This window comes from Lysinibacillus sp. NPDC097214 (genome assembly GCF_050277945.1).
Taxonomy (GTDB): domain Bacteria; phylum Bacillota; class Bacilli; order Bacillales_A; family Planococcaceae; genus Lysinibacillus; species Lysinibacillus xylanilyticus_B.
In genome coordinates this window covers 271,764-294,541 of sequence record NZ_JBNNSS010000005.1, presented here as the reverse complement: position 1 = coordinate 294,541, position 22,778 = coordinate 271,764, and the positions used below count along the sequence as shown (strand labels likewise).

Annotated in this window: 21 protein-coding genes; 4 read left to right on the top strand and 17 right to left on the bottom strand. The window is 36.4% G+C overall.

The genetic code is table 11. From position 1 onward, the window contains the following. Positions 1–59: 59 nt before the first annotated feature. The 7 genes from ACQKMI_RS13985 to ACQKMI_RS13955 form a co-directional block, all read right to left on the bottom strand. Complete coding sequence (locus ACQKMI_RS13985) at positions 60–833, bottom strand: IclR family transcriptional regulator (RefSeq protein WP_427489833.1); 774 nt, start codon at positions 831–833, stop codon at positions 60–62. 230 nt (positions 834–1,063) lie between these two features. Next, positions 1,064–2,005: a phosphotriesterase family protein gene (locus ACQKMI_RS13980; RefSeq protein ID WP_427489831.1), complete on the bottom strand. Its 942-nt coding sequence runs from the start codon at positions 2,003–2,005 to the stop codon at positions 1,064–1,066. Between the two features lie 42 nt (positions 2,006–2,047). Further along, positions 2,048–3,049, bottom strand: a complete 1,002-nt coding sequence (locus ACQKMI_RS13975; protein WP_427489829.1) for a zinc-dependent alcohol dehydrogenase — start codon at positions 3,047–3,049, stop codon at positions 2,048–2,050. A gap of 34 nt (positions 3,050–3,083) precedes the next feature. Then, on the bottom strand, positions 3,084–3,884 hold the full coding sequence (locus tag ACQKMI_RS13970) for an SDR family NAD(P)-dependent oxidoreductase (RefSeq protein WP_427489827.1): 801 nt from the start codon (positions 3,882–3,884) through the stop codon (positions 3,084–3,086). 18 nt (positions 3,885–3,902) lie between these two features. Beyond that, the gene (locus ACQKMI_RS13965) at positions 3,903–5,633 is read right to left on the bottom strand and encodes an acetolactate synthase catalytic subunit (RefSeq protein ID WP_427489825.1); all 1,731 of its coding nucleotides are present in this window, start codon (positions 5,631–5,633) and stop codon (positions 3,903–3,905) included. A 13-nt stretch (positions 5,634–5,646) separates the two neighbouring features. Next, positions 5,647–7,068, bottom strand: a complete 1,422-nt coding sequence (locus ACQKMI_RS13960) for an aldehyde dehydrogenase family protein (protein ID WP_427489823.1) — start codon at positions 7,066–7,068, stop codon at positions 5,647–5,649. A 1,103-nt stretch (positions 7,069–8,171) separates the two neighbouring features. Further along, complete coding sequence (locus tag ACQKMI_RS13955; protein ID WP_427489821.1) at positions 8,172–8,819, bottom strand: pentapeptide repeat-containing protein; 648 nt, start codon at positions 8,817–8,819, stop codon at positions 8,172–8,174. Positions 8,820–8,945: 126 nt separating this feature from the next. Here ACQKMI_RS13955 and ACQKMI_RS13950 point away from each other — a divergent pair, with 126 nt between their 5' ends. Further along, positions 8,946–9,383, top strand: coding sequence for a MarR family winged helix-turn-helix transcriptional regulator (locus tag ACQKMI_RS13950; RefSeq protein ID WP_241368705.1), 438 nt, complete (start codon positions 8,946–8,948; stop codon positions 9,381–9,383). Positions 9,384–9,756: 373 nt separating this feature from the next. Here ACQKMI_RS13950 and ACQKMI_RS13945 read toward each other — a convergent pair whose 3' ends face one another. The 10 genes from ACQKMI_RS13945 to ACQKMI_RS13900 all read right to left on the bottom strand — a co-directional run bounded on the left by ACQKMI_RS13945 (position 9,757) and on the right by ACQKMI_RS13900 (position 19,198). Further along, positions 9,757–10,107, bottom strand: a complete 351-nt coding sequence (locus ACQKMI_RS13945; protein WP_427489819.1) for an aconitate hydratase — start codon at positions 10,105–10,107, stop codon at positions 9,757–9,759. After that, positions 10,100–10,432 carry a YolD-like family protein gene (locus ACQKMI_RS13940; RefSeq protein WP_427489817.1) on the bottom strand — a complete coding sequence of 111 codons (333 nt, stop codon included), beginning with the start codon at positions 10,430–10,432 and terminating at the stop codon, positions 10,100–10,102. The genes ACQKMI_RS13945 and ACQKMI_RS13940 overlap by 8 nt, the downstream gene beginning before the upstream one ends. 13 nt (positions 10,433–10,445) lie before the next feature. Then, positions 10,446–11,705 carry a DNA polymerase thumb domain-containing protein gene (locus tag ACQKMI_RS13935; RefSeq protein WP_427489815.1) on the bottom strand — a complete coding sequence of 420 codons (1,260 nt, stop codon included), beginning with the start codon at positions 11,703–11,705 and terminating at the stop codon, positions 10,446–10,448. Next, entirely contained in the window at positions 11,702–11,923 is a 222-nt protein-coding gene (locus ACQKMI_RS13930; protein ID WP_053597262.1) for a transcriptional regulator, read from the bottom strand. The genes ACQKMI_RS13935 and ACQKMI_RS13930 overlap by 4 nt, the downstream gene beginning before the upstream one ends. Before the next feature lie 776 nt (positions 11,924–12,699). Then, positions 12,700–13,692, bottom strand: coding sequence for an ABC transporter substrate-binding protein (locus ACQKMI_RS13925; protein WP_427489812.1), 993 nt, complete (start codon positions 13,690–13,692; stop codon positions 12,700–12,702). Beyond that, positions 13,685–15,046 (bottom strand): NtaA/DmoA family FMN-dependent monooxygenase, encoded by a 1,362-nt coding sequence (locus tag ACQKMI_RS13920; protein WP_427489810.1) that lies wholly within the window; start codon positions 15,044–15,046, stop codon positions 13,685–13,687. Before ACQKMI_RS13920 ends, ACQKMI_RS13925 begins: the two co-directional genes overlap by 8 nt. A 307-nt stretch (positions 15,047–15,353) precedes the next feature. Further along, positions 15,354–16,184 (bottom strand): helix-turn-helix domain-containing protein, encoded by an 831-nt coding sequence (locus tag ACQKMI_RS13915; protein WP_427489808.1) that lies wholly within the window; start codon positions 16,182–16,184, stop codon positions 15,354–15,356. A 264-nt stretch (positions 16,185–16,448) separates the two neighbouring features. After that, positions 16,449–17,762, bottom strand: a complete 1,314-nt coding sequence (locus ACQKMI_RS13910; protein ID WP_427489806.1) for an opine metallophore biosynthesis dehydrogenase — start codon at positions 17,760–17,762, stop codon at positions 16,449–16,451. Between the two features lie 21 nt (positions 17,763–17,783). Further along, positions 17,784–18,575, bottom strand: coding sequence for a nicotianamine synthase family protein (locus ACQKMI_RS13905; RefSeq protein WP_427489804.1), 792 nt, complete (start codon positions 18,573–18,575; stop codon positions 17,784–17,786). A 401-nt stretch (positions 18,576–18,976) separates the two neighbouring features. Continuing rightward, positions 18,977–19,198: a transcriptional regulator gene (locus ACQKMI_RS13900; RefSeq protein ID WP_427416819.1), complete on the bottom strand. Its 222-nt coding sequence runs from the start codon at positions 19,196–19,198 to the stop codon at positions 18,977–18,979. 316 nt (positions 19,199–19,514) lie between these two features. On the opposite strand from ACQKMI_RS13900, the gene ACQKMI_RS13895 reads away from it, so the two are divergent. The 3 genes from ACQKMI_RS13895 to ACQKMI_RS13885 all read left to right on the top strand — a co-directional run bounded on the left by ACQKMI_RS13895 (position 19,515) and on the right by ACQKMI_RS13885 (position 22,202). After that, positions 19,515–20,210 (top strand): cupin domain-containing protein, encoded by a 696-nt coding sequence (locus tag ACQKMI_RS13895; RefSeq protein ID WP_427490119.1) that lies wholly within the window; start codon positions 19,515–19,517, stop codon positions 20,208–20,210. 151 nt (positions 20,211–20,361) lie between these two features. After that, positions 20,362–20,649: a hypothetical protein gene (locus ACQKMI_RS13890; protein WP_427489802.1), complete on the top strand. Its 288-nt coding sequence runs from the start codon at positions 20,362–20,364 to the stop codon at positions 20,647–20,649. 1,067 nt (positions 20,650–21,716) lie between these two features. Then, entirely contained in the window at positions 21,717–22,202 is a 486-nt protein-coding gene (locus tag ACQKMI_RS13885; protein WP_427489800.1) for a DUF3231 family protein, read from the top strand. Positions 22,203–22,778 lie beyond the last annotated feature (576 nt).

The window sequence follows — 22,778 nt, the reverse complement described above, 5'->3', positions numbered from 1 at the left end:
GAACTATGTTCAAACTAATTAAAGGTGTGATCAGAGTACCCGTATAATTCTTTGAGTTCTTATAAAATTGAATTACCAATACTTTGCGCATTACTTTTTAATTTTTGTAAATAATAATCTAATTGATTCTCTTTAAAATTCGTTTCTGCCATAAATACACTTAATACCGCTACTGTAGCATCATTGGACGCATTAATTATCGGAACCGATATACCAACAGCTCCTTGCACATGCTCACTATTCGTATAGCAGTAGCCTTTTTCACAAATTTCTTCTAACGACTTTTCAAGTGCTTCTATCGTTGTAATGCTATTTTTTGTATGTGCATCCAGCTCTAGTTCTGCTAAAACTTTTGCTCGCTCTTGTAGATTAATCTGTTTTATAAAATACGCAAGATGGGTTTTACCAGCTGTTCCTGTAGGTAGTTTATATACATAGCCTAACTTTTCAGCCCACTTCAAAGTAATCGGGCTTTCTTCCTTCTCAACAAATGAATAAGTCATTTGGTCACTATACATCACACTTAAATACACTGATTCTTGAAATTCCTTAGCTAAGTTTTGCATATAGGGCTTTGCAATTTTACGAAGATCTTGCTCTACCATATTATACAATTTAAGAATATTCGGTGGATTCAATATATATTTTTTCGATTCTTCTCGTTTAATAAAACCTGTATTATTTAGCGCTTCAACTAATCTATACGCCGAAGTCAAGCTAATATCTAACCCTTTTGCCACATCCGACACAGCTAAAGATCTTTCACTCGCAAATAGCATCAGAGCATTCAACGTACGTTCAGCCACTAACGAGCTTTTACTTGTATTATTCATCCAAACACCTTCTTTTAATATTCCATTAACCTCTATGTAAATTACCTTTAAAGCCTACTTGAAGATTATAGCATGGCTTATTATAGTAAGATTATGTGTAGAAACATCCACATTTTGCTAATCCTTATATGTTACCATAAAAATAAAGAATCAAGCCACCGTTGAAATTGGCGAACTTGATCCTTTATTATAAACACTCCTATTTATTCAATTATAACCAAACTGATTGATTAAATTCCAATAAACCAATTTTGAACATTTTCATGCATCATCGTATGAATTTGTTGATCTGTTACCCCTTCTTTTTGCAACTGTGGAAGGATCTCATCTATTAGGAAACGAATAGACCAACCTGGAATTATTTCATCGATTGATTCTTGCGTATACCAATCAATATTACAGCAATAGTCTTGTGATAAGAATATGCGCTTCTCTAAGCCTTCTTTCAATAATTGCAATAACACTTCATTTCTTTTTGCAGCTGGAAGAGGTCCTTGTCCAAAACGGTCCATTCCTATATAAGCACCTTTATCTAAAATCTTATTAATATAATTCAAGTCTGTGCTATCACCTGTGTGACCAATCATAACAGATTTTAAATTCACACCCTCTTCTTCAAATATTGCTAGTTGATTCAAGCCATTTTTCGTTTCAGGATGAGAATGTGTCATAATAGGCACACCAGTGCTTCTATGAGCACGTGCAACAGCACGAAATACTTTTTCAAGATCTTGTGTAAGACCAGGTGCATCTGCAGAACATTTAAGGAACCCCGCTTTAATATTTGTATTTTGAATGCCCTTTTCAATATCATGAATGAATGCTTCTGCCATATGATCTACTTCTCTATTTTGGAAATAGTAAGGAATATCTGTAAATGAATAAATACCCGTGGCTGTTACTATTTGCATATCTGTTTCATTTGCGACACGCTCTAAAAATCGCACATCTCTTCCCATCCCTACAACAGTTGGATCACAAATTGTTTTTACTCCTTGTGATTTTACAGCATTTGCACCTTCTACAGCTTTTTTATAAATTACATCTTCATCATATAAATGTGGAAATTGAAACGTCACTACTTCAGATCGTAATAATAAATGTTCATGTACAAGTGTACAACCCAAATCTTTAATATTTAGCTTTCCTGTAACTGTATTTATAGATACCATATACCATTACCCCTTTTCATGATACGTAATCTACTTTATTTTTTACATCTCTATCATAGATTTAAGCACTCTTTGTTTTCTAGCATCATCAAATGCTAGAGCACCATTCAATAAAGGATACACAGCGACGATTGCTGCAAATTGATCCTTGTAAGAAGCTAATAAATTAAATGCTTTTTCAAAGTCATTACTATAATAGCCATAGCTTGGTAATAGGTTGATTTCACCTCGCACCATCACATTTAACGGCAATGTAACGTCCTGTTCATATAAAGCAACTACAACAAATGAGCCACCTTTTTTAAGTCTTGAAATACCTTGTTGCGTAGCCAAAGAAGAACCTGAACATTCGAAAACAATATCCGCATCATTTCTTTTTTCCAAAGAATCCTCTACGCTTTCAACTGCAATATCAAACTTTTCAATGGCACTTAAACGAACAGAACGATCTCTTCTTAAGCCTAAAACCGTAACAAAAGCTCCTGCATTTTTAGCAGCTATCGCTACAAAGAAACCAATGATGCCACAACCCTGGACTAACACTTTTTTTCCTGTAATATCATTTGATACTTTTTCAACAGCGTGTAACGCAACGGAAAGAGGCTCAGCAAGTGCAGCAATTTTAAAGGGCAAATTTTCAGGTATGAGATGGACTGAAGCAGCGTTTACCTTCACATATTCAGCCATTCCGCCATCAAAATGTAAACCAAGGCATTGAATATTTGAACAAATATTTTGCCTCCCTTGTCTGCACTGTTCACATTGAGAGCAAGTCACACCTGGTTCAACAACAACCTGTGCATTTAGCAAGTGTTCATTACTTGATGCAGGGTGAACCTCTACTACAGTTCCAGATAATTCATGGCCTAATATAATTTCCTTCGGTACAAATTCATAGCCTTTAGCATGGTGAGCTGCATGCAAGTCACTTCCACACACACCACAATGACTGACTTTTATGAGTATTTCATTTTCTTCAAGTATAGGTCTTTGTCTATCTTGGACGTTTAATTGCCCTTTGCCAACTTTCACTAATGCTTTCAAAATGATTTCCCCTTTTGTCAGCTATTCTCAGCTGCTATTTTATTATACCGCCTGTAACATCAATAACACTTCCTGTTACATAGTCGGATAAATCCGTTGTTAAAAATTCAATGACATTAGCGCAATCTTCAGGTGTCCCGAAACGTTTTAAGGCGGTTTGGTTTGTATATGTTTCAGCGCCTGCTCTTTCAAATTGCTCAATTAAGCGACCAGTAGCAATATAACCTGGTGCAATTGCATTAACCGTAATATTATATGGTCCTAAATCTTGTGCCAGATATTTTGTATAAGAAACGATTGCGGCCTTTGTAGAACCGTAGTGTGAGTATGTGCCTCCTTCTGTTGCTTGTAATCCAGTAACAGAGCTTACTGTAACGATTTTCCCGTAGTTCTTTTTCTTCATACCTCCTGCAACTGCTTTGACACAATTCACTGTTCCGACAAAGTTGCGCTCGTACACTATTTTCAACTGCTCCAAGTCAATTTCGGACGCTTTATTTTCAAGTATAGCCCCTGTCCCTCCACCAGCATTGGCAACTAAAATATCTACTTCACCTAGGTGAGCAACAATTTTATTAAAAGCCGCTTGAACAGCATCTTCATTCGATACATCTGCCTCTACACCTATTGCTTTTACATCATACTCTAACAATTCATTGACAACTGTTTCATACTGCTCACCGATATGCTCTTTTTCAAAATACTGATACGACTTCAAGTCCACATCTATTATTCCTACATGTGCTCCTAATTGCGCTAACCTTAATGCGTAGGAACGTCCTATTCCTCGTGCTGCACCTGTGACAACTGCTACTTTGCCTTCTAATTTTTTCATTTCCAATGCTCCTTTTCTTTATTCATTTGTTTGTAATGAATCCATAACTCCAACAGGAGGAATGTTATGTTCATCCGAAATCAAATCAATGATAACGCTTTCATTTGAGCTAAAAGCTTTTTCAATAGCTGGTGCAATTTCTTCAATCTTCTCTACTCGAATACCAGGAATACCGCAAGCCTCCGCTACTTTAGTATGATCAACAAATGAAAAATCACATATATTTGTGTATCTACCAAACATCGCGTTTTCCGCATATTTTTGATAACCTAAAATACCGTTATTAATTACGGCTACTACTATTTGAATACCAAGACGTTTACATGTTTCAAGCTCACTCCAAACGTGTCCAAAACCTCCATCACCAACAAGACAAAATACTTTCTTATGTTGATTTGCTAGTTTTGCCCCCATTGCCATTGGCAAGCCCCAGCCTAAACCAGCTAAGCCACGCGGGAAAATAAATTTACGCATTTTTGTTGCCGTTAAGTAGTTGGCATTCCAAACAGAAGAAATACTTGCATCTGCTACAACAATATGGTCATCTGTTAAACTCTTTTCTACTTCATATAAAAATCTTTCTACTTTTATTTTGCCTGTCGTTTGTGTAACAATTGATTGCATATCTTGCTGATGCTTTTTGCGAGACTGTTGTATCTGTTGTTCAATCGCAGCTCGTTTACTCGCTCTTTTCTCTACAGATCTGTTTTGTAATCGTATTTTCAAGCTTTGTAAAGTTAATTTAGCATCCCCAGCTAGTCTTAATGACTCATAGTTTCTACCTATTTCTATTGGATCAATATCAATATGAATGTATTTTGCATTTTCAGGGAGCAATGTCCAACTATCTGTACCATTTTGATTTGTGCGGTTGCCGACTAGTAAAATGACATCTGCTTGCTGTACCATTGGCTTTAAATGTGTGCTAACTCCTCGTTTACCCATATAATAACCAATGGGTCCAATCGATAATGGATGCCTTTCATCAACTGCACCTTTTCCCATTGTTGTAGTTGCAACTGGAATCGAAAACTCCTCTTGAATAGCACGTAATTCATCCATGGCGTTGGAAGAAATGACGCCACCACCCGCATAAATAAATGGATTTTCTGCTCTGCTTAACCATTCAGCAGCTAGCTCGACTTTAGATGTTTCTGCAATTGTACGATCTAATGGGAACGTACCATAACTTAGCGTTCTTCTTTCATTAATTGGATACTCATTCGGATCTGTAATAATATCCTTTGGTAATAATAATACCGTTGGCCCAGGGCGCCCAGATCCTGCTGTTTTAAATGCCATGTCAATATAATCTTCTATTCTAGCCTCAGTTGGAATACGCTTAATCCATTTTGATACTCCTTTAAAAAGCTCTAAGTGATCTATTTCTTGGAAAGCATTTTTCTCTTCATCGTTTCTTGAAACTTCCTCTACTAAAGCAACGATTGGATAAGATGCTTTTAGTGCTTCTGCTAAGCCTGCCACTAATAATGTTGCAGCTGGTCCATGCTGTGCAGTAACGACTGGGATCGAATTTGTACACATTGCATATGCTTGCGCCATATATGTTCCTGCATTTTCTTGACGGTAGCCGATTTGCTCAATGCCAATATCTTCGCATGCCAAAGTTACAGTAGGTGGGTTACTTTGACCGAAAAGATATTTGACCCCGTGTCTTTCTAATGCCAATGCAATACGCATAGCATTTGTTGTTTTGCTATTGTTGTTTCTCTCATATTTAAGTACCATCATAATTCCTCCATTAATTTTGATTCCATACGATTAATTTTGTTTCGGTCATTTCTTGCATTGCGTATTTAATACCTTCTTTAGTGTTACCGCTTTCTTTTACACCACCATACGGCATTTGGTCTACACGGTATGTTGGAATATCGTTAATCATCACCCCACCAACTTGTAGCTTTTTAGAAGCTTCAAATGCAGTATGAATGTTTTGTGTGAAAATACCTGCTTGTAATCCATATTTAGAATTATTTACTTGAGCAATTCCTTCTTGAATAGACTCGATCGGTGTTATAGTTATAATCGGTGCAAATACTTCCTGACAACTTACTTTTGACGTTGTGGCAACATTTGTTAAAATAGTTGGAACTAATACATTATTTTCAATTTCTCCCCCTGCTAACACGATAGCCCCTTGCTGCTTAGCTTCTTCAATCCAACTCACGCTTCTTGTTAAATCTTTAGCTGAAATAAGCGAAGAAATATCAGTATTTTCCTTTAGCGGATCACCACAAACAAGTTTGGCTGCTTCACTACGGAAATGTTCCAAAAATTCATCATATAAGTGCTCCATCACATAAATTCGCTGCAAGGAGATACAAACTTGTCCCTGATTTGAATAAGCCCCTATTACACACTTTTGGGCAACCTCCTGTAAATTTGATGCATCTTCTATAATGACTCCTGCATTGGATCCTAATTCTAAGCTCACTTTTTTTAGACCTGCTTTAACAATAATTTCTTTCCCTACTTCTGGGCTACCCGTAAATGTAATCATATTTACGTTGTCACTCATTACAATGCGGTCTCCTACAAGGGAACCTCTGCCCGTAACAACATTGAGAACTCCTTTTGGTAAGCCTGCCTCTTCTAAAAGTCTTGCTATAAAGAAAGCAGATAACGGTATTTGAGTAGCTGGCTTTAAAATAACGCTATTACCTACTGCAATCGCGGGGCCTAGTTTATGTGCAACTAAATTCATTGGGAAGTTAAATGGCGTAATAGCCCCAACAACTCCTATAGGCTCTTTTTGTGTATAACCAAATCTGCCCACGCCCGTTTTCGCAGCATCCATCGGAATGATTTCCCCAACATTTCTTTTTGCTTCCTCTGCCGAAAACTTATATGTTTCGATCGTACGATCAACCTCACCGTATGCTGTTTTCAAAGGCTTAGCTGATTCAAGAGCTATTAATGTAGCTGCCTCATCCCTTTTTTCAGTAAGCAATAATGTTAATCTCTCTAAAATTCTCGCTCGTTCATAGGTTGTCATCTCAGCAATCTCATGGTGATTTTTCACTGCACTTCGGATAGCATCATCAACCTGCTCTAAAGAAGCCTGTGGAATCTCTGCAATTTTCTCGTTTGAAAAAGGTGAATACAAATCTGCATAAACTTCAGCCTCTACCCAACATCCATCAATGTAAAGCCTTTCTTTCAAAATCCACACCCCTTTTATTCCGATTATCGTAATCTATTCCTATTATCGGAATTACACCAAATTCTAAATGACATTCATTTTTAAGTCAATACTTTTTATTGAATATTCTGAATAAGTCGAAAAATAGAATTCTCTCGACTTTCATAGAAAAACTACAGAAGTCGTAGCAGCTAATTTGATTAAGTAATTATATATAAAAAAGGTAGGGACAAATTTGGTCAAAACTTTAAAAAGCGCGAGAAATCAATTTTAGAAACATTGATTTCTCGCGCTTTGCTATTTGTAAATATTTATCATTAAACTGAAATTTCTAGTTTTCAGTAAATTTCAAAGTTATACTTCTTTTTTCTTTAAAGTGACATGCCTCAAGCATAAGTTTTTTCGCTAATTACATCATGCCCCCGTAAGGTGAAAGTGTGTTATTTCTTTAACGGTATATGGAGAGAGTGCGGTATATCAAGATTTTTTGAAATTTTTTCTGTAATCTTTAACAAAAATTTATCGTTTTTCATTGGATTGCGTTAGCATAGACCGAACGAAGGAATGTAAGCACAAATGACGCTAAGAGACATGGGAGGGTACGTCGTCATAAGTATCGCAGAGATCCATTGTGCATCACATAGTGGATTAAAAAGCTAATGATTTCCATTAGTTTTAGCGAAGCGTACACTCAGATTGTAAATTATAACTATAAATTCAAAAATACTGTTTATAAATCAAGTGGAAAAATAATTTTTCTTCATCACGAAATGGTGGAAACCGTTGATACATCAATGTTTATAGAGGGAGATTAGTTCTATAAGGTGAGAATATTATATATATGAAATAGAATTTTTTTCGCTTATGCTGAAAATAAAAAAGAAGGTTAAGGCGTATGAATATCACAGATTTACCTGTTTTGACTGTGGTTTTAAGCTTAATTAATGGTTTTAAGGATAAGAAATTTAAAACGAAAAGTTTTTTTTACAACACTTTTCGTCTTAAATTCCTCCTGATTCTTTTTAATTTTTATCCTACAATCAACAGTGAGAAAGTTCCTTTAACAATTGCGATACAAGTTTTGTACATATACCTGATTATCGAGCAGATTATTTTGATTACATTTATTGTTTAACTACCAAACCTATTAACTTTGAAAATCCAATTGCTTGTTGAGCAGAAACTACACAACCGTCCAAACTTTCCAAAGCAACATTGAGTCGATCATATTTACATGTACTAATATCTATTCCTTTAAGGGATGTTTCAGAAAAATCAACTTCGTTAATATCACATTGATCAAACTTTACCTTGTTAAATTTACAATCGTAATAGTTAGCACCTTGCAAAGACGAATGATTAAATATCACCTGTTTTAAACGAGCATCTACAAAATCACTCAAATTTACCATGCAATTTTCAAACGAAACATTACCAAGAGTGGCTTCAGAAAAATCTATACCCATTAATTTGCAACCTTTAAAAGTAACTCTGTGTATGATACCATCGCTAAAACAAGAGTTAGACAGGTCACAGTTTTCAAAAATAATATCTGTCATATCAATTCTTTTAAAATGAGCATGTACGAATGTAACATTTCTAAAAATGACTTTGGACAGAACTACTTTATCAATTTCCTCATTATCAATTATTACGTTAGTAATAATACAGTTCGATAAATATGGTTCTTCTTCATAATAAATATCTTGAAAATTTGCTTTTTCTAAATCTGATGGGATTCTTGGAATTTCAACTTTAAAGCTTTTTGTCATAATATCACCTTTTCATATTTTAATTGCATAATTAGTAAAATCAATTGTATATTAGTTAAGTGGTTTTAACAATTAATATCTTTTAACAATAATTTCTTAATGATTATTTATAAGGAGTGAAGAACAATGTACCATGATGAAGATTTAAATTTTAAAAAACTTGAGGAATTATCCTTGCTAGTGCTGCGAAAATTCACAATGGCTTATACTACACCACCAGAAGCCAAAGAAGCTAGGGTATCTAATTCCCAATATTTAATTCTAGAGATTCTGAGAAATGAAGGCAAAAAGAGTAGTACTGAGTTGGCTCAATTCTTTAAAATTACATTGCCCGCTGTTACAAATTTATCAAAAAAGCTAGTGGACGGTGGCTATATAGAGCGTATTCACTCTGAATCAGACCGACGCCTCATATTATTACAAATTACTCAAAAGGGACTACATTTCTTAAATGTGATAGATAAGACGGGGGAAGACATCATCAAAAAACTTTGGGGAAATTTATCTTCGGAAGAAGTAAAGCAGTTAAATTCCATATTTCAAAAAGCATTAGAAGAGAAATAAAAATGACAAACAAAAAAGTACACCGATTCATTTATGATTATACTAGCCATAGATAAAATGTACCCATTAGCCATCCATGTAGCGCAAAACCCGCGCTACACCACAGAAAATGAAAGATGATCACGTTCTTTCATGGGCGTACAATAAAAAATGAAATCACTCCTGCATTAAGTTGGCTTTTTATGGTGATTGTTTGGATATGTCTTATTGAACTAACGGGTGCTTTAGGTGAATAAGGCTCATTTAATTAATCAAATAAAAATCTCATACTGAGTTAGAAAGATTAACTCCATTTTGATCAATCTTTTTTCAAAATGGAGTGTTTTTGCATTTGCTAATAAATAAAGGTTGAAGGAAATTTTTTAATCAATCTTTATTCTAAAGCTACACTTATATGATTAATCAACAACTTTTCCACCTGTGATTTAAGAGCTTGATTTGCATAACGCAGTACTACATCATTACCTGCAGTGGCAACTTGCACGTCACTAAAGTATTCATCTACTGGTTGCCAACCTACTACTCGTATACGTTTTTGTGCAAGTTCTCGTTTGAGGTTAAAATATTCTTGTCTTAGATTCTTTAGCAATGAATCCATCATTGGAAGAAATACCGTTTTCATTTTAAATTGCTCTAATTTACAATAGTCAACTTGCAATGATTTAACTGCTAGCTCTAACAAAAGATACTTATGAAGTAACTGTCTTTCGTCGGCTTTAATCATAATAATCAGTATCCAGTTGGGCCGATTGAATACTTTGGATTGGAATACTTTTCGTGTTAAGTAGTGTTTCAAGTATGAGTTCATTAGTATTAATCGATTTAATTATTCCAGTCCACTGTGTGATTTTGTAGTCCTTCCACACTTCTAATTTTATGTCCAATTGCTGATTATAAGCTTGATCAATTGTTTTTTGTAGTTCTTCTAGTTCCCACTCAGTCAATTCTCTTGCCTGTTCTGTACGCTCTTGTTTATACTCTCTAAGAAGCTCTAAATGCTCCGGCAACATCATCGATGCCCATTTAATATTACCTCTGTCTTGTATCATTAATAAATCACTCCTATGCCAAATGACCACCAACTAGGCGATCTCGATTAATAGCTGTACCAGCTCTTGTGAAAGAAACTGCTCTTAATATTGATGTTGCTCCAAACCGATTGCGTATGGCATCCATAGTAGGTCCTATAATTTGACGCTGTGGTTTGCGTTCGTCAAATAAATCTAATTGGATACTATGCTCTCTTTCGAGGTTCGTTATTCGGACAGATAATTGACGAGCTGGCTCCCCTACAAAATGTTCATCCAGTAATTCAAGACAAGTTTTATACATCACAAGAGTTTCACTTGTAGGCACTGCAATTGTTTTAGACCGATGGAACCCTTTGGTCATAGCACTTCGACTATAAGAAAGACCCATACTAATTGTACGGCCAACGTAACCTGCATCCCGCGTGCGCTTCATTACGTCCTCACACATTTCAAGGAGTACTACAGAGATTTCTTTTCGTGTATGGTAATCCCTCATCAGCATTTGTCCCTTCCCAAAACTTAAAGCTCCGTTTGTTATTAACGGCTCCCCTAATTTGGATAGATCGATTCCCCATGCATGGTAATAGAGTTGATTGCCCATTACACCAAAGCGCTTTTCTAATTCTTTTAGATCTGTATTAGCCAAACCACCGACTGTTTGTATCCCCATAGCATTTAGATTTGCTTCCATCTGTTTACCGATTCCCCACATTTCAGAAAGGGGTCGAACTGGCCATAATTTCTTTGGAATATCTTCATACGTCCATTTAGCAAAGCCCGTTTTCTTTGCTTCAAGGTCTAAAGCTAATTTGGCTATTAACATATTTGGTCCCATACCTACTGCACTAGGTATATTAAATTGATCAAGAATAGCCTTTTGTATTTCCTTAGCCGCTTCTTCAGGTGAACCCCAAAGCTTTTCAGTGCCGGTTAAATCAACAAAACTTTCGTCTACACTATACACATGTATAGCATCAACTGGGACGTAATTAGAGATCAATTTTGTAATCGTCATCGACATTTGAATAAAGAAACTCATTTTAGGCTCAAACAATCTAATGTCAGGATGTTTAGGTATTTCATAACGACGACTACCTGTTTTGATACTAAATTTTTCTTTCATTAAGGGGGATGCAGCAAGCACTACGCTACCTGGTTGGTCAAAATTTGCTACTACTGCAACTGGCGTTTTTAAAACATCTAGCCCATGTAGCATCGCTACGATACTGGCGTAAAAGCATTTCATATCGATACACATAATAGGTCTATTGGGCATACTCTCATAATTCATACAACTTCACGTCCCTTACTAACAAAAGGAATAACGGCTAGAACGTTACTGATCAAAAAAGTACGCTTTGCATGTCTTGTAAAACAAAATGCTTGAAACGAATCACCAACAATTTTAATAACTTTTACACGCCTTTTTGTTATGGAACCATCTTTTGCTACATACATCATGTTCACTAATTGTTTGCGCTGCATAGCTTTAATCAGTTGTTCTCTCATCGAAGTTTCCTCCCAATACCTCTCGCAATTTTTAAAATCGGCTATTCACTATATCTAGACTTTCAATTTCTACCTATGTCCCTACTGATAAAGGATTAACTTCCACAAATTGAATCGCATCTACCTTTTTTATTAAGCAAATTATTCTCTTCTAATGCACTAATTCAGCTCTGTATCACCCCTCGTTCTTTGTAGACATGGAACAATAACAAGAACATTATCGAGAATAAAAGTACGCTATTGATTATCTTAATTATTTTGATACACGTGATAATTTCAGACTTTGTACTGTACGTCATATTTACTAACTGATTGTGTTGCACCCCTTTTATTAACTGGTCTTTCATTGTTTTTAATCTCCCTACACAAAAAAGGAACGTTCGTTCGTATATATTATACGCACAAACGTTCTATTTTAGAAGTGGTAATTTTTAGATCAGTCTTTTTTATTGATCTAAAATTGATTTATAGTCCTGTAATTCCCCAATATCTCAGGAGTTTCTCAATGGATTCCTACAGCTCTAATTGTTTCTAATACAAACGGTATTGTAAATTTTTCAGGACTTAAGAGGGCGCGAAGTTTGAATGATTAAATGATCCATATTCTCTGAATCAAAATGAAAAAACGCCTGTCACATCATTTCATCACTCATTGATTTCGAACCATAGAAAAGAGATACGATTATTGTCACACTGAACAGAATACATAATACGACAATTAGAACAAACTTACGGCTTAATAACGATTTCATTCCTCATTGATTTGATCCATTCCATTACTTGTTCAGATGCTTTTGCACACTTTCTAAAAACTTGATTCGACTATAAACAGGACCTCCTTCCATAAGCGGATCAACCACGTTGACATATACTTGATCGTGTTTAAAGGCATTAATATTTTGGATAATTGGATTCTTCTTCAAGTCTTCGAATGCATTTTCCGCATCTTTGTTATCATTCGTAGCGAATTGCACAAACAAATAGTCTGGGTTCATTTCTGCTAATTGCTCGGCAGAGATTGCATCTTGCAATTTAGCCATGCCTATCTGATCTGGCATTTCTAAACCAATGTCATTGTATAAAAAGGGGTTAAAGTCTACATTTTTCGCAAAAATGTAAGTTTGCCCCCCGCGAATACGAACAGAGGCTACTTTTTTACCTTGAAGCTTTTCTTTTAACGATGCTTTTACTGCTTGTGTATCTGTTTTATATTGGGATAGAATTTTTTCTGCATCTGCTTGCTTTCCAGTTAATTCAGCCATTAATTTCAAGTTGTCTTCCCAGTTTGTAGAAACGTGCGACACCAAAATAGTGGGAGCAATTTTTTGCAATTTCTCCACCACTCCTTTTGGGAACTTGGTTGAACCTAAAATAACGTCTGGCTCCAATTGCAATATCTTCTCCAAGTTAGGTTGTCTTTTTTCACCAATTGATTCCGCCTTGCCCGTTACTGAAGCAAACATTTCTGGAAACTTTCCGCCTGCCGATATTGCCCCTACTGGATGAACGTCAAGCATTACCGCATCTTCCATTGCTTCCATAGCCCCAATCACAATTTTTTCTGCTTTTTGTGGAACGGTATACTTTTCACCGAGATACTCAATCGTTCTTGTTTCGTCTGTTCCTGCATTGTCCACTTGAGATTGCGCTGATTCTCCGTTGCTGCCGGAGGTTGAGTTTGATTTGCTCTGTTTGTCTCCTCCTCCACATGCAGCCAAAACAATCATGAATGATGCTATCAAACCAACTAGTATAAACTTTTTATTCATTCTTCACCTGAACCCCTTCCAAAACCGTATCCCTATCATAATAATCAGTAATATTAATCCCTAAATGCTCACGCAAGGTGACACCCGTATATTCACTTCTGAACAAACCTCTTTCAACCAACTGCGGCATCAGCTTTTCAAAAAATATTGTCAAAGATTTTTCTGAACCACCCGGAATAGCTATAAATCCGTCAATAGCTCCAGCTTCAAATCGCTCAATTATATCGTTCAATACGTCTTCAACCGTTCCAACGGAAACCCAGTGAGCAGACCCGACAACCTCCGGCCTTGCTAATACCTCTTCCACTGTAGGCTGATGATTTGTAATATACCGGCGCAACAGCTCAGCATGTGTTCGGCTGCGGACTGGCTGATTCAGATCAGGTAGCATATCCGAAGTTACGTGACAATCCAAAGCAAAGCTACTCAAATCAAGACCCAGTACTGATTTAAGCGATGCATGTCTGCGCTCAATAGTCAAATGTGCGTGTGCGGCCTTATGTAATTCATGGGCTTCCTCGCGAGTTTCGGCCAAGAAAAAATATAAACCGGGCAAAACTTTTATGGTGTCGGGATCGCGCCCATGCTCGATAGCTCTTCTTCTCAGATCATTTCGCAATTCCACTCCCGATTCAAGGTCTGGCATCGCTGCAAAAATAGCATCTGCTATTGAAGAGGCAAAATTTCGTCCTGTATCCGACGCACCTGCTTGAAATAAAGGAATTGGTCCCGATTTATGGGCAGGCAAAGTAAGCGGTCCCTTCACACTAAAAAACTCACCTGAATGATTAATTGGGGAAATCTTATCCAAATCAGAAAACATACCTGACTCACGATCAATAACGATGGCTTCATTCGGAAAACTTCCCCATAGTTTGCGTACGACCTCAGTGAATTCAATTGCTTTTGCATATCTTTCTTGTGATGAAGGCATAGGTGACTCACCGAAATTTTCAGCACCTTCAATAGAAGTGACAATATTCCAGCCAGCACGTCCATTGCTTAGCCAATGCAAAGACTGAAGCTGTCTAGCAACAACATACGGTGGATTAAAAGTCGTAGAAATAGTCGTAACTAACCCGATCCGCTCAGTTTCACGAGCAATCGCTGCAAATATCATAGTAGGATCAGGACTACCGAAATTAGCGGAATCGCCAAGCATCTGTGGACTAACAAAAAGATAATCCGCCCTGAAAAGAAAATCGAGCTTTGACCTCTCCGCCATCTTTGCCAAATCAATGTAAGGGTCAATTGAACCCATTTTTTCCACACCGCTGTCTGGGCGCCGCCAGTCGCCTCCTTTCAACCAAGCAGATAAGACTAATCCAATACATAATTGTCTATTTACAGTCAATATTACCAATCCTTCCTATATAGAAAAAATAGTTTTGCGCCCATGAAATACTCTGATCAGATGTTACCTCTAAAAGGCTATTAATTAATAATGATTCTCATTATCAATTATAGTGTAGCAAGGTCTGCAACAAATGCAAATACACAAATCACAAATACTATATGCATTATTATCTAATCCAGGGTTGCTGAATGATGATTTAGCCGACATGTAGGATAGGGCTGGCAGGAAAGAATGAGAACAAAAGGGAAAAAGCCTGCACTCTAGGTTCATCACCAGTTGCAGGCGTAATATATAAATCAGTAACTCAATTTATATGATTATCTAATTTATGTATGTATGCGGAGGGAGACACACCAAATTTCTTTTTAAACACTCTACTGAAATATAACGGATTGGCATAACCGACACTAAAAGCAATATCGTGAATGGGAAAATTACTTACTTTAAGTAAGTCACTCGCTCTTTCCATACGATAATTGATAAGATAGTCGATGGGACGAAATCCAGTATGTTTGTGAAAGAAGTAGGAAAAACGCTTGGGACTCATTGCATGTAGCTCCGCCAATTCGTCGAGTGTCAGCGGATTCATATAATACCGATGTATGTATGCAATAGCCTCCTCTATCACCCTTTCACTTGGTGAACTGCCACTCTCTCGATGCTTACACCCCACCAAAACTTGATGCATGACACTTAAAAATAACTCCTTGACACGAAGCTTTCCAATGCCTCTATGTGTATTGGCATTTTGATGAAGCATGATAAGTAATTCTAGCACTCTCGGATTTGCTCCCGCTTCCAATTTGAAATGAGCGTCGCATTCATGACCTCCGTATACTTCGTCTAACTTGTCAAATCTATAAAACAGTAAATAGTACTCGTACTCTGATTGACTTAAAACTTGCGCGTCCAGTTGCATACCTGGGGCCACGTGAATTACTGAGCCTGGTTGTAATTCATAGACAGTTCCATTCACACTCATTCTAGCCTCTCCACGAATTACAAAAAGAAATCCATGCCGGACAGCCTTAAATTCACTTAGTATACTTTTCGGCTGGATGACTAAACGGTGAACACCTTCTATATCATAGCAACCTCTAGCAAATATCTCGGCTAATTTATCCAAATCTATCATGATAATGCACCTGCTCCCTATCCAAACATTGTACATGAAGACTATAGTTAATAATGATTCTCATTATTAACTATAGTCTAGCAAGGTTTGCAACAAATGCAAATACACAAATCACAAATGCTATATGCATTATTATCTAAATCTGGTTTACTGAATGATGATTTAGCCGATATTGTAAGAGCCTTGTTCATTTCCACATACAATTTCATTTCTTCATCACATTGTATCTCGATTTAGTCAAAATCGTTAGTCCTTATATAACACCTATTCATTTTGTTCTTTACTTAAAATTAATTCATTACATATCATCTCTATTTCTTGTGAAAAGGATTTTACTTGGAAGGCTTCTGAATATACTTTATTCTCAAGTAAAGCTTCTACTTGTTGCAATTTATCTTCATAGGTTTGTACAAAATAATCCAGTGTTGGACTTTTCAATTTCAGGGCATTAGCAATCCCTTGAATGATTTTCACACGATAGTAATCCTCTTTTGGCATTCTAGGAATATCCCATTCCCCGTCATGATTTTTAAAAATCCTTCTAAGAGGAACTGCTGAAAAATCAAAGTATCGTCCTTCTTGATTTGGTATAGAAAATGGATCAATTAATAAGGAAGCATAGCGAATATAGAGCAGATATTCTTGATGTATGGACTTAAGTTTGTTAAAATTCTCTATTTCTTGTCTAGCTATACTTTCTGGCTGTAATGGATAATTATCATCTACCATAAATTCCAATAGATTTAGAGGTTGAATATTGAAGTGTTTTACAATCGCCATCATTTCTTTCCAATAATTTAATAAATGACGAATCATTGTATAAGTAATGGGACCCTCAGGATAAAGCTTATACACATACTTTGTTATTTTCTTTTCGTCAAATATTACTTTTAATGAGAAATCATTCATAAATAAGGGAGGGTGCACGTATAAAGAAATATTTCTTGTTTCTGCCTCAAGGGGAGATGCTACTTTTTTTAAATGAATCCCTAAATAACGAAACAATTCAGATAATTCATCCAATCTATCCGATTTTGAGTAAGTTGAACCAATATAAACTGTTTTCTTTACTCCTGTCGTCAATACTTCATTTGATGGAATCTCCCCTAACAACCATCTAGTATCTCCATAATATGTTGAAAAACTAATTACCTCAGCCTGGGGAGATACATTCTTTAGGAAATTAGTTATTAAATGACTAGAGCCAAATGTAGGTGAAATTAATATAAAGCAGCTAGCCTCCTTCAATACTTTAGTATCGATTTGTGCTAATACTGATATATAAGAATCTGTAGTGACACTAAGTACAATGGTATCCCAGTTGCCAGATATTGTATGATAACCTTTAAAAAAAGCATCAATAGTACATGTTCCTGCAACAGACTGGTGTTGTGTATTTTGTATATATACCTTAAGCGCAAGTTGATGCTGAACGAGAGTTTCAAAGAACATGTTGGAACGTAAAGATTCTCGACCAGCAATAGCGACTTTACCATTATAATAATTCTTGAAATTCATAGCTAATTGAATGGCTGTGGGCCCTGTTCCTAACAGTAAAACCTTATTAAAATAGGTCATAATCTTCTCCTCATCTATTTATCATTGTACTTTGCGATATAAAATAACATCAAATACACTTTGAGGGTGAATAATTTTCTCTATTATATGCCATTTGGTTTCGTCTACTTTCTGCATTGGATAATTAAAAAGCGACTTTAAACCATTTCCATAACGCATAGCAATAAGCACATCTTTATTTGTTAAATCATATAATCGGTCTAGTATGTCATATTTATTGCTAACAGTTGAACTAAATATAATATGACTAATCTGTTTAATAACTGCGAGTTCCTGTACTGACTTATTGTCAATTTGAATGGATAAATGACTTCCTATTTTATTTACTACATGTTTTCCCAACTGAATCGCTTCATCATCAATATCAATTCCAAAAACTTCTGCGCCTGTTCGTTCCGCAATCATTAATAATGTTATAGGAAAAGGCCCGGATCCTACCAAGAGTACCTTTGACTGGCTGGTGATTTGAAAACCTCCATATTCTTTTTCAATGCAGTTTTCTATGTTAAGAAAATAATTAGTAAGCTCCTCTTTTTCATGGCTTAATAATAAAGCTCTATATTTTTCCATGATTTGGACACAAATAGAAGCGTTATTTCTTAAATTCTCGACTAATGATATTATTTCGCTTGATTGCTCTAAATGATTCCATTGTTTTTGATTGTCATGATTAATAATAAAGGAAGAATATTCATCAATTATTCCACACAACTCTGAATACTCAACTATTAAATGATTGTTGTTTTGATTGATAAATAACTTAATTTTTTTATCAAAGTAATGTAATTTCTTTAAAAACACATCTATATCCATGACTTGCCTCACTCCTATGTTTGAGGATTAAAGTTCAATATATGCGGTACCCTTTAATACTATTTCAACGCTTCCCTCTATATGAAGTTAACTATTTAAACAAAAACAGCCTCCAATTTGGAGGCTATTTTTGTTTAAACGCATATAGTATTAGATTTTTTATCATTTTTGTAAATCATAGGAGTGGACTGGAAAATCAATTTTCTAGAGATACATTAAGATAAGTATTGATAGTAAAGGCCTGTTTGATTTAAAATTTTCCCTTCAATTATCGGCGAGGCTGTCGGTAATACTACCAGGTTGCTCAAAGTTGCCAATAACTGCAATGGGATCTTTCAAGACATCTAAACCTTATAACATTGCAATACAAAAAATGTCCTTGTGCGGCAGATTGTCGTAATTCATATCACCTCACGCTTCCGATGCGTAACGGGCATTATTGCTAGAACATTGTTAATAATAAACGTACGCTTTGCCTGCCTCGTAAAGCAAAATGCTGTAAACGAATCACCAATAATCTTTATGATTTTTACACGCCTTTTCGTAATGGCACCAGACTTGGCTACATACATCATGCTAACTACTTGTTGACGCTGCATTGCTTTTATTAACTGTTCTTTCATCTTAGTTGCTCCTTTTCACTCTGTTATATGCACTGAGCACAGCAGGGCTGTTCTTTAAAGCAGAACAAAAGTTTGTATACTTATCATACGCACATACGTTCCTGATTAGAAGAAGGAATTTTAGTTAATTTTTAAGAAGTCTTTAGAGGATAAATAAATCAATTTCACCTTGGCCGTAATTGTTGCTGTCGCTTCGCTTTCGCACAGAAAACATGTTGAATGAAGGCAATGGGCGTTCGCGTAAGCCTAAAATAGCTTTGTACATATTCTGTGCTTAAGACATGGATTGAAAATTAATTAGAGAAAGGATGTAAGTATTAGCTCAAATATTGACTATACTTCACCGTCAACACAGTTCACCTCTGATGTAAATGACAACACTCTTTTTAAAAAAGATGATCGGAATTTTATTAATGTTCTAGGTGTAGAACAATTGAATACGTTAGAAAATATATCTTTGCTTGATATTTTTCTAAGTAGGAATAAGGTGATAGAGCCTCACTATCATCAAAATGCAGCAGAACTTGTTTATTGCATTTCGGGTGCTGCTATTGTTTCTATATTTAATCCCTTTACAAAAGAAATTAAAAACTATCCTATCGAGCCTGGCCAAGTCGCTAATGTACCGCAAGGATGGTGGCATTATGAAATAGCTACTGAGAATGACACGCATTTACTAGCTATTTTTGATGCGCCAACTCCCGAAGTTATTTTAGGCTCGGATATATTGAAATTTACACCTTCCAATATTATGGCTCACACGTATTGTTTAGATGAAGATCAGTGGAAGAAAACAATTGCGCCTATTGTACCAACAACGTATATCGGTCCACCGAAAGACTGTAACCGTGTAAAATCAACTTCGGAAAATCAAAAAGATCAAAAGGAGAAAAAAGATCCTCATCATAAACATAAAAATAAATATAGACCTTCACAATTTATGAACCCATATCCGCAATATCACAATCCGTATATGAATCCATATATGAATCCTTATGGCTCATATTATTAAGCAATAGTCAAAAAACGAAAAATACGATCGCTCATACGCGTGTATGACTCGGCATCATAAGCTCTACGCCTTTCATCGCATAAAAATAAATAAAAAGGAAAATATATATATTAAAATCATAGCTTCGTTATTACTAAAAGAGGTGTAGAACATGGAATTATTTCCAGTAATCCATACAAATTTTTGGGATGCTGTAATAGCCGTTCCAGCTGTGTTACTTATTACACAGCTAATTAAGGTATTTATGCATGTTCAGCCTAAATATGTTCCCGCAATCGCCCTTGCTATTGGCTTGGTTATTTCTATCTTCATTAGCCATAGACATAATCTTATTGCTGGAATATTTATGGGCTTTTTTTATGGTTATGCAGCTATCGGAAACTTTGCTGCATTAAAGACAACTATTAATAGCTATAAAAGCAAGAAATTAAAAGAATAACACTTTCAGCTTGACTACAAATAATGTGTAACAATAAACAAAGGTTGATTTTCACTCCGAGTTGGCGCTTTCCGCGGGCTTGGCTGTAACTTCTATCCGCAGGTGTTTGGACACCTACGGATAGAAGTTACAGCCTCCGGCGGATGTCACGGAATCGGAAATGAGTTCTTTGTGCAAGCACAAAGCCCATTCCGGACGCAATTATGCCAAGGCATAATTGATTCTCCTCGTCACTGCGTTCTTGCGGGGCTTTCAGCGCAAGCTCATCCCGCAGGAGTCGCCATTCTCCGTGAATAATCAACAGCTCCTCATCTTTATTATGAATAGATAAGCTAGAGCCAAAACAGTATTATAATTTTGATTAAAACACCAAAAATCCCATATCATCAAATTACTATACAGCTTTATGCAATCAGGAGTAGCGTTTGTCTACAATCTAATAGGAATAAACTTATTAATTTAGGATGACATTTGTTTAAACACATGCCGTATATAAGTTGATCTTCGTTACGACTGGGCGACTCCTTGGGGATTAGCAATAGAGGAACGAAGGCTAAGAGCATCACATCCTGTGATAACGCCTTCGTGACCAACATCGGTGCTGTTGCTGTCGCTGCGCTTTCGCACAAACAAAACCCTCTGCTGCCGCTACGTTTGCACTACGCTTTCGCGCAGAAAACATCTGTTGGCCCGAGACCCTGCAGCGAAGCGAAGCGGGAGAGGAACGGGAGAGGAACGAAGGCTAAAAGCATCACGTCCTGTGATAACGCCTTCGTGACCAACATCCTGTCGCTGCCGCTACGTTGCACTGCGCTTTCGCACAAAAAACACCTGTTGCCCCGACGCCCCCAGGAAGCTCTGCTCTGCGCGAAAGCGAAGCGGCAGCAATTGTTTTATCTGTGCGAAAGCGTAGCGACAGCAACAACAAAGCGCCCAGTCGGAACGGAAATCAACCTCACGTTATGATCGCTAACCCCTTTTATTGTAAAAAATTGATTAGAATTTCATTTATTAACACATCCTAATCTCAAACAAATGCACGAGAACATGAGTTAGGATGTGTAATTATGGAATTGGCAAATGAAAATCTAACATCATTACGCTATAAGGAGATTTTTAAGATTTGGAAACAGATTGGCGTTAATAATGGCTATATAGCTTCAAATCATGCATTTTTTAAGCACGCTGTTGATAAAAAGTTGAAGGCTATTATTGTGGATTTTGCTCAATGTTTAAAAGAAGAAAATAAACAACTAACAGCGTTATTAAAGGAGAATGGGGTACTTGCCCCTACTACATCAATTGACTACGGAAATTTGACAATGAAAAATAGACGAGGAACAAAAGCTATTAATGATACAGAGATCAGCACCATTTTATCGATGAATATAGCTTCTTCAGTTATTTCAGTCAGTCAGGCTTTAGAAATGTCTGTGAAGAAGAAGCATACTGCGAAATATGGAGAACTTCATATGAGATATGCCATACTGGGAGCAAAGCTAATACGGCTCAGTAATAACAAAGGCTGGCTACTGACTCCTACAACCATCTAATGTTAAAAAGCTCTTGTGTCAATGAAATTAAGATATCAAAATATGTTCTTCGGCAAAACGAGGGTTAATTTCCGTTCCGACTGGGCGTTATCACAAGATGTGATGGTTTTAGCCTTCTTTCCTCTATTGCTAATCCCCAGGAGTCGCACAGTCGTAACGAAGATCAACCACTTTGTATAGTACGTATCTTCTAAAATGTCGCTCTAATTTATAGTGATCGAAACCTCGTTTTTGTGTGAAAATGAAGCATTAGCAACTTCAGATGTACAATAACGTCACTGTTATGAATTTCTTCTGTACAATTATGGTCTTTGAAATACATAGATTAATAAAAGGGCTATGCTATCGTTGATTTTCGTTCCAGGCTACTCGACTCCCGTGGGAAAGCGAGACAGGCGAGACCCTGAGGCCAACAGGATGTTGGTCACGAAGGCATTGTCACAGGACGTGACGCATTTAGCCTTCGTTCCTTTAGCGGAGGAAGCGGCTCGACGCTCGCCCACAGGAAAGCGAGTAGCCTGGAACGGAAATCACACTTATTTAAAGACTACAACATTCGCAAAAATTTTCTTAATC